The 12,823-nt window shown below is 68.0% G+C and carries 10 protein-coding genes and 1 tRNA gene; 2 read left to right on the top strand and 9 right to left on the bottom strand.

All coding sequences use genetic code 11. The features are described from left to right. Positions 1-8: 8 nt before the first annotated feature. A complete protein-coding gene (uvrA, locus tag AC3ANX_RS03120) occupies positions 9-2,954 on the bottom strand; it encodes an excinuclease ABC subunit UvrA (RefSeq protein WP_488335574.1) in 2,946 nt (981 codons plus the stop codon). Positions 2,955-3,129: 175 nt separating this feature from the next. Here uvrA and AC3ANX_RS03115 point away from each other — a divergent pair, with 175 nt between their 5' ends. Then, the gene (locus tag AC3ANX_RS03115; RefSeq protein ID WP_488335573.1) at positions 3,130-4,665 is read left to right on the top strand and encodes a carbohydrate porin; all 1,536 of its coding nucleotides are present in this window, start codon (positions 3,130-3,132) and stop codon (positions 4,663-4,665) included. A gap of 193 nt (positions 4,666-4,858) precedes the next feature. Here the strand turns inward: AC3ANX_RS03115 and AC3ANX_RS03110 are convergent, their stop codons facing one another. The 8 genes from AC3ANX_RS03110 to AC3ANX_RS03075 all read right to left on the bottom strand — a co-directional run bounded on the left by AC3ANX_RS03110 (position 4,859) and on the right by AC3ANX_RS03075 (position 12,552). Next, positions 4,859-5,080, bottom strand: coding sequence for a hypothetical protein (locus tag AC3ANX_RS03110; RefSeq protein ID WP_488335572.1), 222 nt, complete (start codon positions 5,078-5,080; stop codon positions 4,859-4,861). Between the two features lie 11 nt (positions 5,081-5,091). Continuing rightward, positions 5,092-6,819, bottom strand: coding sequence for a hypothetical protein (locus AC3ANX_RS03105; RefSeq protein ID WP_488335571.1), 1,728 nt, complete (start codon positions 6,817-6,819; stop codon positions 5,092-5,094). Then, positions 6,816-7,361 (bottom strand): hypothetical protein, encoded by a 546-nt coding sequence (locus AC3ANX_RS03100; protein ID WP_488335570.1) that lies wholly within the window; start codon positions 7,359-7,361, stop codon positions 6,816-6,818. The genes AC3ANX_RS03105 and AC3ANX_RS03100 overlap by 4 nt, the downstream gene beginning before the upstream one ends. Positions 7,362-7,465: 104 nt before the next feature. After that, positions 7,466-7,759, bottom strand: a complete 294-nt coding sequence (locus AC3ANX_RS03095) for a hypothetical protein (protein ID WP_488335569.1) — start codon at positions 7,757-7,759, stop codon at positions 7,466-7,468. A gap of 83 nt (positions 7,760-7,842) precedes the next feature. Further along, entirely contained in the window at positions 7,843-9,390 is a 1,548-nt protein-coding gene (locus tag AC3ANX_RS03090) for a DHA2 family efflux MFS transporter permease subunit (RefSeq protein ID WP_488335568.1), read from the bottom strand. Further along, the gene (locus tag AC3ANX_RS03085; RefSeq protein ID WP_488335567.1) at positions 9,387-10,643 is read right to left on the bottom strand and encodes an EmrA/EmrK family multidrug efflux transporter periplasmic adaptor subunit; all 1,257 of its coding nucleotides are present in this window, start codon (positions 10,641-10,643) and stop codon (positions 9,387-9,389) included. The genes AC3ANX_RS03090 and AC3ANX_RS03085 overlap by 4 nt, the downstream gene beginning before the upstream one ends. Continuing rightward, positions 10,640-12,067: an efflux transporter outer membrane subunit gene (locus AC3ANX_RS03080; protein ID WP_488335566.1), complete on the bottom strand. Its 1,428-nt coding sequence runs from the start codon at positions 12,065-12,067 to the stop codon at positions 10,640-10,642. Before AC3ANX_RS03080 ends, AC3ANX_RS03085 begins: the two co-directional genes overlap by 4 nt. Next, entirely contained in the window at positions 12,064-12,552 is a 489-nt protein-coding gene (locus AC3ANX_RS03075) for a MarR family winged helix-turn-helix transcriptional regulator (RefSeq protein ID WP_488335565.1), read from the bottom strand. Before AC3ANX_RS03075 ends, AC3ANX_RS03080 begins: the two co-directional genes overlap by 4 nt. A 169-nt stretch (positions 12,553-12,721) precedes the next feature. Between AC3ANX_RS03075 and AC3ANX_RS03070 the strand changes: the two genes are divergently transcribed. Continuing rightward, positions 12,722-12,797, top strand: a tRNA-Val gene (locus AC3ANX_RS03070). Positions 12,798-12,823: the final 26 nt, after the last annotated feature.

Genomic DNA, 12,823 nt, shown 5'->3' with positions numbered 1-12,823 from the left:
GCTTCCTCTCACCCCAACAACGGCGCCAGATACCGCCCCGTAAAGCTCCCCTCGGCCTTCGCCACCTTCTCCGGCACGCCTTCCGCCACGATCTCCCCGCCCTTCACGCCGCCCTCCGGCCCGAGGTCGATGATCCAGTCGGCGGTCTTGATGACGTCGAGATTGTGTTCGATCACCACCACGGTATTGCCCTGCTCGACCAGCGCGTGGAGCACTTCGAGCAGTTTGCGCACGTCCTCGAAGTGCAGCCCCGTGGTCGGCTCGTCGAGTATGTACAGCGTCTGCCCCGTCGCGCGGCGCGACAGTTCCTTGGCGAGCTTCACCCGCTGCGCCTCGCCGCCCGATAGCGTCGTCGCCTGCTGGCCGACCTTGACGTAGCCGAGCCCGACTTCGGCGAGCATCGCCATCTTGTCGCGGATCGGCGGCACCGCCTTGAAGAACTCGACCGCATCCTCGACCGTCATGTCGAGCACGTCGGCGATGCTCAGTCCCTTGAACTTCACCTCGAGCGTTTCGCGATTGTAGCGCTGGCCGTGGCAGACGTCGCACGTCACGTACACGTCGGGGAGGAAGTGCATCTCGATCTTGAGCAGGCCGTCACCCTGGCATGCCTCGCAGCGGCCGCCCTTGACGTTGAAGCTGAACCGCCCGGCCTTGTAGCCGCGCGCCTGCGCTTCGGGCAGCCCGGCGAACCAGTCGCGGATCTGGGTGAAGGCGCCGGTATAGGTGGCCGGGTTCGAGCGCGGGGTGCGGCCGATCGGCGACTGGTCGATGTCGATCACCTTGTCGAGATATTGCAGGCCGGTGATCTTGTCGTGCTTGCCCTGCACGATGCGCGCGCCGTTGAGCGACCGCGCCGCCGCCGCATAGAGCGTGTCGATGGTGAAGCTCGACTTGCCCGAGCCGGACACGCCGGTGATGCAGGTGAAGGTGCCGAGCGGGATGCTCGCCGTCACGCCGCGCAGATTGTTGGCGGTGGCGTTGTGGACGGTGAGCTTCTTGCCGTTGCCCTTGCGGCGCTTGTCCGGCACCGGCACCTTGCGGCGGCCGGCGAGGTAATCGGCGGTGATGCTGCCTTCAGTGGCGAGCACTTCCTCGAACGTGCCCTGCGCGATCACGCTGCCGCCGTGGACGCCGGCGCCCGGCCCCATGTCGATCACGTAATCGGCGGTGCGGATCGCATCCTCGTCATGCTCGACCACCAGCACGGTGTTGCCGAGGTCGCGCAGGCGGCGCAGCGTCGCCAGCAGCATGTCGTTGTCGCGCTGGTGCAGGCCGATCGAGGGTTCGTCGAGCACGTAGAGCACGCCCGACAGCCCCGAGCCGATCTGCGAGGCGAGGCGGATGCGCTGGCTCTCGCCGCCCGACAGCGTGCCCGAGGTGCGATCGAGGTTGAGGTAATCGAGCCCGACGTTGTTGAGGAAGCCGAGCCGTTCGAGGATTTCCTTGAGGATCCGCTCGGCGATGGCGTTCTGCTGTGGCGTCAGGTCGTTCGGGATGGCGGTGAACCACGCGAGCGCATCGACCACCGACAATCGCGTGATCGACGAGACGTCGCGCATGCCGATCTTGACCGCGAGCGCCTCGGGCTTGAGGCGCGCGCCGCCGCACACTTCGCAGGGGGCGGAGGATTGGTATTTGGACAGTTCCTCACGCATCCACGCGCTTTCGGTGGAGAGCATGCGGCGGTTGAGGTTGCCGATCACGCCCTCGAACGGCTTCTTCACGTCGTAGCTCTTGCGGCCATCGATGAAGGTGAGCGTGACCGGCTTGCCCTCGGTGCCGTGGAGGATGACGCGCTGCACCTCGGGCGGCAGTTCCTGCCACGCCGTGTCGAGGTTGAAATCGTATTCGCGCGCGAGGCTGCCGAGCACCTGCATGTAATAGGGCGACGGCGGGTTGGACTTGGCCCAGGGCACGACCGCGCCCTTCTTGATCGACAGCGCGTGGTTGGGGACGACGAGGTCTTCGTCGAACAGCAGTTTCTCGCCGAGGCCGTCGCAGGCCGGGCACGCGCCCTGGGGTGCGTTGAACGAGAACAGCCGCGGCTCGATCTCGGCAATGGTGAAGCCGCTGACCGGGCAGGCGAATTTTTCGGAGAAGACGATGCGGTTGTCCGGGATGCCGGTGCCCTTCATCTTCTTGGCGGTCTTGCCCTTGGCGATCGTCTCGCCTTCGGCTTGGCCCTGGCCGACCGGCATCGGCGCGTCACCGGCCAGGCCCGCGACGGTCGCGTCGACCAGATCGACATAGGCGAGCCCCTCGGCCAGTTTGAGCGCGGTCTCGAAACTCTCGGCGAGGCGGGTAGCGCTGTCGGGGTTCACGACGAGGCGGTCGACCACCACTTCGATGTCGTGCTTGAGCTTCTTGTCGAGCGCGGGCGCTTCCTCGATCTCATGGAGTTCGCCGTCGATGCGCACGCGGGTGAAGCCCGCCTTCTGCCATTCGAGCATCTCCTTCTTGTATTCGCCCTTGCGGCCGCGGATGACCGGCGCGAGCAGGTACAGCCGCGTGCCCTCGGGCAGCGCCATCACGCGATCGACCATCTGCGACACGGTCTGCGCGGCGATCGGCAGGCCGGTGGCGGACGAATAGGGGATGCCGACGCGCGCCCACAGCAGGCGCATATAGTCGTAGATCTCGGTGACGGTCGCCACCGTCGAGCGGGGGTTGCGCGAGGTGGTCTTCTGCTCAATCGAGATGGCGGGGGACAGGCCCTCGATGTGATCGACATCGGGCTTCTGCATCATTTCGAGGAACTGGCGCGCATAGGCGCTCAGCGACTCGACGTAGCGGCGCTGCCCCTCGGCATAGATCGTATCGAACGCGAGGCTCGACTTGCCCGAGCCCGACAGGCCGGTGATGACCGTCAGCGTGTCGCGCGGGATGTCGACCGAGACGTTCTTGAGGTTGTGCTCACGCGCGCCGCGCACGGAAATGGTGGTAAGGGCCATGCCGATGGTTCTAGCTTTGTTCTAAAGGGGTTTCCAGAGCCGAGATAGGAACGCGTATCGCTGCGTGCGAGAGGCGATATTCGGTTCGCGGGCGGAACAGAATTGTGTACCGGCGATTATGCGGTCAACCGCGCCTGCGCTTCGCAGCTTTCGCGCCCAAGGATTTGATTCGATTATGATCGCCAAGACGACCCGCCGCCTCGCCCCGCTGCTGGGCGCGGCCTGGTTGCTGACCGGCGCGAGCGCGTTCGCGCAGGTCGCCCCCGCCGATGCCGACAAGGCGGGCGCAGCGGGACCGGACGCCAAGAAGCCCGACCCCGCCCCCGCCCAGCCGGTCGATATCGGCGCCCCCGCGCCCGAGGCGGCGAAGGACACCTCCGCCACCAACACGCAGAAGCCGACCAACGACGCGCCGCCGACCGCCGCCACGCCCGCCGCGCGGCGCCGCTTCACCCATGCCGCGCACCCGTACGACACCTCGCCCAATGCGCCGATCGGCGACACGCGCTATCAGGCGCCGCCCGGGTTGTTCGGCGACTGGCGCAAGACGCGGACATATCTTGGCCAACGTGGCATCGAAGTGTCGGCGCGCTATGCTTCGGAAAGCGGCTGGAATTTCACCGGCGGCAAGAAGGAGAAAGTCACCGAGACCGGCCAGTTCGATTTCGGCGCGAAGTTCGATCTCGACAAACTCGCCGGGATCGACGGCGGCACCTTCCAGGCGACGGTGACGTGGCGGCGCGGACGCAATCTGTCCGACGATGCGGGCTTGGGCACGCTGCAACAGGTGCAGGAAGTCTATGGCCGCGGCCAGACCGTGCGCGTGACGGAGCTATGGTATCAGCAGAAGCTCGGCGATCAGGTCGAGGTGAAGCTTGGCCGCACCAATCCCGGTGCGGATTTCGCGGTGTTCTCCTGCCATTTCGAAAACCTCAGCTTCTGCGGCGCGCAGCCGGGCAACCTCGTCGGCGATTATTGGTACAACTGGCCGATCGCCGAGTGGGCGGGCGTGCTCCATGTCGATGTGGCGAAGGGCGTGTACGTGCAGGCCGGCGCCTATGTCGAAAACCCCAACGAGCTGAAGAACAATTTCTTCATCGCGCGCTTCGGCGGTGCGACCGGAGTGCTGGTGCCGTTCGAGGCGGGCTGGACGCGCGGCCTCGATGGCGGGCATGTCGGATCGTACAAGGTCGGCGGCTGGTATTCGACCACAAACGGCGACGACGTGCTGCTCGACATCGATCGCCGGCCGATCGTGGTGACGGGGCTCGCCCCGCTCCAGCATTCGGGGCGCTACGGCGTGTTCGCCAGCGTGCAGCAGCAGATCACCGGCGCGTCGAAAGACGGCAAGGCGCTGACCGGGCTCGGCGTGTTCGCCAACGTCACGCAGGCCGATCGCGCGACCAGCGTGACCGACAATCAGGTCGCGCTCGGGCTGTTCTACAAGGGGCTGGTGCCGGGGCTGAAGGGCGACGTACTCGGCCTGGCGGTCGGGCGCACCAACGTCAACGGGCGGGCGGCGCAGGCCGACACGCTGATCCCCGGCACGCCGGTGCGCGATGCGGAATATGCCGCCGAACTCTATTACAGCCTGACGCCGGTGTCGTGGCTCGAGCTGCAACCCAATGTGCAGCTCATCCACCATCCCGGCGGGGTGAAGACGCTCAGCGATGTCGGCGTGCTGGGGCTGAAGGCGGCGATCACGCTATAGCGAAGCGATCGTCGCCTTCCGAATTCAAAAGCCCCGCGACATGCTAGCGTCATGCCGGACTTGTTCCGGCATTCACGGTTCCGCGAATGCTTCAGCCGTTGATATCGTCGAGACGTGGATCCCGGAACAAGTCCGGGATGACGGCGCTGCTGGTAATGCCCCTCCGCGCCGCGAAGCGCGAAGGGGCTCGCCCTCACTCGCTGTTGCGTACCGCCGTGTCGCCGGCTTCGGCGGTCTGGCTCATCGGCAGGCGCAGCACGCCGATCAGCCCGCCGGTGATCGTGCCGAGGCCAAACGCCTCGATCTTGCCGATGACGTGCTCGCTCGCCATCCCGGCGAGGATCGCGACGGTGAAGATCAGCGCCAGCGTGGCAAGCGTGGCGAGATAGGCGATGAGATGGTCGTGCTGGCGCATGGCCCCTCCCCCTATTGGCCGGCGAGCGGCTGCATCAGCGCGCCCGCGTTGATGCCGCTCGCTGACAGGATCGCGCCGCGCGTGCCGGGATGCACGCCGTTCCAGCCCGGTGCATCGCTGATTCGGTAGGTACTGGTCGCGTCAGGCACCGTCACCCACGGGTCGGCGATCAACAACTGCGTCGCACCGTTGCCACCGATGCCGCGATACTGGCCGGCCCCGGTGCCGCTGACGATCTGCAACTCCGCACCGCGATACTGGCCCGCCGTCCACGCCTTGGCGGTATCGTTGAAGGTGTTGCTGGCGTTGCTGCCCGAGGAGGTGCCGGTCGCGTACACCGTCGTCGCAGTGGGCGCATAGCCGCCGTCGAGCGTCGGTACCCCCGCTGCATTCACCTCGATGCCGATGCACGGATCGACCACGCGCGCTTGCCCCGCGTTTGCGACGCCCGCCACCTGCGCATTGGCCTGCGCGACGAAGCCGCCGGGGCCGGGATCGCGCAGCCACTGGTTGAACAGCACACGTCCGCCCTCGAACACGTCCTTGCTCTCGCCCGCGAGTGTCATGAAGCCGTCGTTCGAACTCGGCGCGGGCAGGATGGTCGCGGCGAGGAACACCTGCCCCGGCGCGCCGTTGCCGCGCGGCATCATGTACGTCCTGGCGGCGACCAGCCGGTTGGCCTTCATCGTGGCGACCGCCTGCGCCGCGCTCTGCCCCGCCGTGCCCATGTAGTAGCTGAGGTCGTTGCGGCCATAGGCCCACAGCACGTGCGTGGCGTATTGGCTGGCGGCGAAGCGGCTGGCGATGTTCCACGGCACCACCGCGTCGAGCTCGCGTTCGCCCGGCAAGCTCAGCAGCATGTGCGGGTACGCGGCGAACGCGCGCAATGCCCAGCCGCCGGTCATATAGCCATAGCCGGCATCGTCGACCTTGGTGACGATGCTGTCGCCCATGATCGCGACCGAGGGCGCGACCGTCCCGTCCGCGCAGGTGCCGAGCACCGCCGTCGCCGACCAGCCCGGCACGAACTGGCCCGAGCCGACGCCCACGTCCGCACTCGGGTTGCCGTCCCAGATCCGCTCCACCGCCGAACCGAGCGTGAAGCCCTCGCCCGTGTCCGCGCCGAAGCCGGCGGTGCCGCCGCGCAGCGACAGCGCCGAATAGAAGCGCTGGCCGTCGGCGGGAACGAGCACCGCCGAGCGTTCGTAGAACACGCCCCCCGGTGCGACGCTGCCCGACACCGGATCGGATAGCAGCAGGTTGGGAAAGGCGAACACCGCACTCGACGGGGTGAGCGTGCCGCTCGCCTGACCGTTCCACAGCACCGGGGTGCGCGGCTGGCTCTGGTCGGTCTTGCCACCGGTGAACTCGATCGAGGCGTGGACGGTGATCGCATTGCCGTTCTGCCGCTCCTTGGACGCGGGCGTGGCATTGGCAGGCAGGCTGCCGTTGTTGGTGGTGGCGTTGGCGTAATTGGCGGCGAGCAGCCGCAGCCCGGTCGCGGTGCAGGGCGCGAGGTTGCGATGGAGCACGCGCACCGCCGGCTGGAGCGACGCGGTCGGCACGACGGTAGCGACCCCGCTCCACTGCTCGGCGCCGGAGATGATCGACAGGCGCGGCGTGCGTGCCGTGGCGGTGGCGCGCGCCTTCAAAGCGAGGCTGCGCGCGGCGGGATCGCCCTGCGCGAAGGCGGGCGTGGCGAGCAGCGTGAGCGCCGCGAAGGTGAGACGCGCGCTCATTGCGCCACCACATAGTTGAGCGTGCCCGAGGTGACGGTACACAGCAGATAGACTTGCGAGGCGGCGATGCTCTCGCTGGTGATGACGCTGTTGACCGGCACGTTGTACGGCCCGCCGATCGCGGTGTCGAAGACCGTCAGCGGCAGCTTGGTCGCGCCGCCGTCGATGCTGTCGAGCATCTGGCACGAGAAAGCCGCATTGTTGGCGCTCCACAGCTTGAGGCCGATGTCGCGGCCGAGCTGCGGCGTCATCGGGCCGACCGTGGCGGTGCCGGCGGCGAAGCTCGCCGCGCCCGAGCTTGGCGTGACGGCGGCGTTGGTGATGGTGCCGGCGAGTGGGGTCGAGATGGCGGCGGCGAGCGGGCCTTGCGTGGTCGGCAGCGGCGCGGTCGGGCTGATCGGCACGCAACTGCTGTCGCTCTGCCGCACGCACGGTGCCTGCATCGGCGCATAGCCGGCGGGTGCGCGCACCGATGCGGCCGATTGCGCCGACGCGGCGGCCGGCGTGAAAGCGAGCGCGGCCGCGAGGAGGAGAAGTCTCATATCAGTCGAATCCTTCTGTGCCAGAGGTGCCGGCTCGCTACAGCGATCGGTTCGCTGTAGGACAGAGGTTTTTACCGATATGGTTCGCTAGCGAGCGCCGGGCTTCAGGCGGAGATGTCGATCGTGGCGTGGATACCGGTCGCGGTGTTCACCACCGAGACGTGGGCACCGTACGTAAGGCCGGCGATCTGCTGAACGACCTGCCGCACCGCATGAACTTTGGTGGCGGCGTCGAAGCGGGGATCGCGTGCCGCATCGGCGATCGCGATCGGCTGCCCGCGTGTCGGCTGCCCCGCCGCGGGCGCCGTCGGCGGCCGGTCGACGGGCGCGACCGGCGCGATCGCGGATCGCGACAGCTTCGTCCCGGTCGCGGAGGTGATGCTTGCGATTGGTGACATGACACGGCTCCCTGCCATGCCATGTCAGCATGCGGTGGTTTAAGGCGCAGCCTACGGGTGTGGTTTAAGCACCCGCAACCACATCAATCCGCCACCGGGCCGTGATCCGCCGGCGCAGGGCGCTTGGCCAGCCATACCACGCCGATCAGCACGATCGAGATCCAGCCGCAGAGCCAGAAGATCTCCAGCGACGACAGCAGATACGCCTGCCCGACGATCTGCCGCATCACCGCACCCACCGCCTGCCCCTGGGTCGCGCCGACCGCCTGAAGCTGTTCGAGCGCCTGACGATAGACCGGCGACCAGTCGTTGCCCGCCTCGGTCAGCCGCGCCTGGTGGAGCGCTTCACGCCGATCCCAGACGGTGGTGGTGAGCGAGGCCGCGAACCCGCCCGCTGTAATGCGCGCGAAGTTGGAGATGCCCGAGGCCGACGGCACCTTTTCAGCCGGCACCCCGTCGAGCAGGATGGTGATGAGCGGCACGAAGAACGCCGCCATCGCCACGCCCTGCAACAGGAGCGGCGTCGCCAGCACGAGGAAGCTCGCATCGGGCGTGTACCACGACCGCATGAAGAACGAGAGCGCATAGCAGACGAACGAGAACGACGCGATCCAGCGCACATCGATCTTCAGACGCTGGATGATCGGCGTCATGATGACCGCCATGATCCCCGCCGGTGCGGCGACGAGCCCGGCCCAGGTCGCGGTATATCCCATCTGTTCCTGCAACCAGAGCGGGAGCAGCAGGTTGTTGGCGAACAGCACCGCATAGCCGAGGCAGATCGCCAGCGTGCCGAGCGCGAAGTTGCGCCGCGCGAACAGCGTCAGGTCGACAGCGGGCTGGCCCTCCGTCAATTCCCAGATGACCCACGCGACGAAGCCGACCACCGCGCAGATCGTCAGCACCACGATGAGCGGATTGTTGAACCAGTCGCGGTCCTTGCCGAGATCGAGCATCGTCTGGAGGCTGAACACCCAGAAGGCGAGCAGGACCAGACCGACCGTGTCGATCCGCACCTTCCGCGTCGGCGTCTCGCGCGACTTGAGCGACTGCCAGGCGACGAACCCCGCGCCCAGACCGATCGGCACGTTGATGAGGAAGATCCAGCTCCAGTGGTAATTGTCGGAGATGTAGCCCCCCAGCACCGGCCCCAGCACGGGTGCGGCGAGCGTCGTCATCGACCAGATGCTGAGCGCGGTGCCACGCTTGTGCGCCGGAAAGATCGCGATCAGCAGCGCCTGACTGCCGGGAATCATCGGCCCGGACACGCCGCCTTGCAGAATGCGGAAGACGATCAGCGACGGCAGGCTCCACGCGATGCCGCACAGGAGCGACGCGACCGAGAAGGCCAGCACCGATACGGTGAAGGTCTTCACCACGCCGAAACGCTGCATGAACCAGCCGGTCAGCGGCACCGTCACCCCGTTCGCCACCGCAAACGAGGTGATGACCCAGGTGCCGTTGTCCGAACTGACGCCGAGGCTGCCCGCGATCGTCGGCAGCGAGACGTTGGCGATGGTGGTGTCGAGCACCTGCATGAAGGTGCCGAGCGCCAGCGCGACCGCGGTGACCGCAAGCGCGATCCCCGCCAGCGGCGGCGGCCCGGCGGCCGCTCCGGGCTGGTTGCTCACCGCGCGCGTCCAAGGTTCTGGTTGATGATCTGGCGGACGCGCGCATCCACCTCAGCGCCGCCATCGAGGCTCTGTTGCGTGCCGCCGGCGGGCGGTGCGGCGGAGGCGACGAGCGGCTTGGACTGATCGGCGGTATCCACCGTCACGTTCGCCGACAGGCCGACGCGCAAGGGGTGCTGGCGAAGCTCATTGGGATCAAGCGCGATGCGCACCGGCACGCGCTGAACGATCTTGATCCAGTTGCCCGAGGCGTTCTGCGCCGGCAACAGCGAGAAGGCGCTGCCGCTCCCCGCGCCGAGGCCGAGCACGCGACCGTGATAGACGATCTTGCCGCCATAGACGTCGGCGGTGATCTTCGCCGGCTGGCCGACGCGGATCTGGCCGAGCTGCGTCTCGCGGAAATTGGCGTCGAGCCACAAACTGTCCAGCGGCACCACCGCCATCAGCGGCGTGCCGGGCGCTATGCGCTGGCCGAGCTGGACGGTGCGCTGCGCGACCACGCCGTCCATCGGCGCGACGATGTGCATGTGGCTCGAATTGATCGCCGCCTGCCGCACGTTGGCGATCGCCGCCAGCACGCGCGGATTCGAATAGACGTCGGTGCCCGCCACCGCGCTCGCCGCCTGCGCGCGCTTGGCGAGCGCGAGGTTGAGCGTGGCGTTGGCGGTCGTCACCGCATCGGCGGCGTGGCTAACCTCCTCGCCCGAGACAGCACCATCGGCGGCCGCGCCCTTGCGGCGGGCGAGATCGCTCCGCGCCTTGGCGAGATCGGCACGCGCCTGCGCGATCTCCGCGCCCGCCTCGTCGACCGAGGCGGTGTCGGCGCGCACGGCGCGCACCGCTTGGCCGAGCGCGGCCTCGGCGGCTTGCAGCGACACATCGGTGGTGGCGGGATCGAGGTCGATCAGCGGCTGGCCACGCTTCACACCCTGCGTGTTGTCGGCGTGGATGGCGAGCACGGTGCCACCGTCGCGCGCGGTCACGCTCACCACGTTGCCGCCGACATAGGCGTCGTCGGTCTCCTCGGTCGGCGGCGCGGTGAACACGCGAATCGCATAGACGATCGCGACGATCAGCAGGATCGCCCCGAAGATCATGAAGGCGATGCGCCGCGCGCGCGGCTTGCCCGCCGGGGTTGCCGGGGGCGCGGGCGGCGGCGGAGGCGCGGTGGCGGCGACGGGCGCGGGCGTGTCGTCGTACGATTCGTTATGGACGTCACGGTCACGGTCGATGCGGATGGATTCTTCGGTCATAGTCCAGACCCCCTGGTGTTGGCTGCCATCGCGGTGCGGGCGTCGAAGCCCCCGCCCAGCGCGGCCATAAGTTTGATTCGCTGGCTGATCGCATTGGCCTGCGCGTCGATGCGCTGCTGCTCGGCTTCGAGCAGGCGGAAGCCCGAGTCGACCGCATCGAGCCGCGAGCCCAATCCGGTCGAGGTGCGCACCGCATCGAGCCGCACCGTCTCACGCAAGCCGCCGACCACCTTCTCCTGCTGGACGAGCGAGGCGTCGGCAGCCCGCACGTTGGTGATCGCGTCCGCCGTGTCGCGCACCGCCGTCACCACGCTGCCGTTGTAATCGGCGACCGCACGGTCGAGATCGGCGGTGACGACGCGATATTGCGCGCGCAACCGGCCGCCTTCGAAGATCGGCAGGTGCAACGCAGCACCACCCGCCACCTGCGCCGAACCGGCGGTGAAGAACGAGCCGAGCCCCAGCGAGGTCAGCCCGGCCAACGCCGAGATGTTGACGTTGGGCAGGAAATCGGTGCGCGCGACCTTCTGACCCGACACCGCCGCGTCGATCCGCGCTTGGCCCGCGAGCAGATCGGGCCGCCGGCCGAGCAGATCGGCGGGCAGCACCGCCGGAACCTCGGGCGGATGGTCGAGCGACAGCGTCGGCGTGGCGATCTGCGGGTAGAAGTCCGCACCCCGCCCGACCAGCGCCGCGATCGCGTGGATCGCCAACTCGCGTTGCTGGGCGGCGCGGACCTTGGCCTGTTGCGCCTCGGCCAGCAACGTCTCGGCGGTGCGCGCCTCGAACTGCGTGGCGAGCTGATGCCGGATGCGCGACTGGACATAGCCGACCGCCTGCTGGCGGGTCGTCACGAAGCGATCGGCGATCTCGATCTGGCGCTCGGCTTGGACGAGGCTCGCGTAGCTCTGCGCGACGGCGGTGGCGATCATCAGCCGTGCGGCGGCCGCGTCGAGCCCTGCGGCGCGTTCGTTCGAGCGTGCCTGCGCGACCAGCGCGCGCTGGCGCCCGAACAGGTCGAGATCCCAAGCGAGATTGCCCTGAAGCGTCGGCGCCGAATAGACCGCGCCACCGAAGGGCGGCGGGTAGATGTAATTGTTGCTGAAGCGCTGGACCTGAAGCCCGGCGTCCGCGCTGATCTGCGGCAACTGGCCGGCATGCTGCACCTCGACCGTGGCCTGTGCCGCCCGCACGCGGGCGAGCGCGCTTTCGAGGTCGGGGTTGCCGGTGAGCGCAAGATCGACCAACCGGCCAAGCTGCGCATCGCCGAACGCATCCCACCAGCGATCCGGCACCACCGGCGCGGCGGCGTCGAGGCCGAGCGCGGCCGGCTGGATCTGCGCCACCTGCGCGCCATCATGCGGGATGCTTGCGCAGCCTGCGAGCAGCAGCGCCGCCGCCGCCGCCAGTCCCTTGCGGATCATGCTTCTTCCCCTGCGAACATCGGACTGTCCTTGCCGAGCATCCGTTCGGCCGAGACGAGCAGCCGCTTGAGCATCGACGAAAATTGCGTCACCTCGTCATCGTCGAAATCGGCGATCAGCTCGTTCCAGCCCGCCACCACCATCGGCGCGACCGCCTGCACCATCGCCTCGCCCGCATCGGTGACGTGCAGGCCCACCACGCGCCGATCCTCCGCGCTGCGGTCCCGCGCCATCAGCCCGCGCTCCTCGAGCGTGTCGATCAGCCGCGTGGTCGCACCGCTGGTGATGTTGAGTTCGCGCGCGAGTTCGCCGGGATTGGACACCGCGCCATCGCGCACGACCTTGAGCGCCACCCATTGTGTGAACGTCACGTCCTCCGCCGCGAAGCGCCGTTCGAGCAGCGTCTTCACATCCTGTTCGAGCCGCCGGAGCATGCGCCCGGGTGACCGTTGCGTTCCGCAATCCTCGATAGTGAGTCGCGCCAAGATGCTGCCTCCGAAATAACTGCATGCGCAGATAGTGCATGCGCACGAACATGCAAGTGCAAATGCTGCGGTGCGGCGAACGCATGGCGGAGTTGCGAGAACATCACCCGGGATGCGACGGCGACTTGCGGCGGGGAAAAATCGCGCTAAGACGCGTTTTCCCGCGCGGGGGCGATTAGCTCAGTTGGTAGAGCGTCTCGTTTACACCGAGAATGTCGGCGGTTCGAGCCCGTCATCGCCCACCAGCGCAGGTTTCAAGACGGCGGAGGCA

It is taken from the genome of Sphingomonas sp. BRN-1R, from assembly GCF_057748035.1.
Note: the sequence above shows the minus strand (reverse complement) of the source record. Positions and strands in the feature narration are given on the sequence as shown.

Excerpts from the sequence above, each read along its gene's own strand:
- uvrA (WP_488335574.1), bottom strand. The coding sequence starts at position 2,954 with ATGGCCCTTACCACCATTTCCGTGCGCGGCGCGCGTGAGCACAACCTC.
- AC3ANX_RS03115 (WP_488335573.1), top strand. The coding sequence starts at position 3,130 with ATGATCGCCAAGACGACCCGCCGCCTCGCCCCGCTGCTGGGCGCGGCC.
- AC3ANX_RS03110 (WP_488335572.1), bottom strand. The coding sequence starts at position 5,080 with ATGCGCCAGCACGACCATCTCATCGCCTATCTCGCCACGCTTGCCACG.
- AC3ANX_RS03105 (WP_488335571.1), bottom strand. The coding sequence starts at position 6,819 with ATGAGCGCGCGTCTCACCTTCGCGGCGCTCACGCTGCTCGCCACGCCC.
- AC3ANX_RS03100 (WP_488335570.1), bottom strand. The coding sequence starts at position 7,361 with ATGAGACTTCTCCTCCTCGCGGCCGCGCTCGCTTTCACGCCGGCCGCC.
- AC3ANX_RS03095 (WP_488335569.1), bottom strand. The coding sequence starts at position 7,759 with ATGTCACCAATCGCAAGCATCACCTCCGCGACCGGGACGAAGCTGTCG.
- AC3ANX_RS03085 (WP_488335567.1), bottom strand. The coding sequence starts at position 10,643 with ATGACCGAAGAATCCATCCGCATCGACCGTGACCGTGACGTCCATAAC.
- AC3ANX_RS03080 (WP_488335566.1), bottom strand. The coding sequence starts at position 12,067 with ATGATCCGCAAGGGACTGGCGGCGGCGGCGGCGCTGCTGCTCGCAGGC.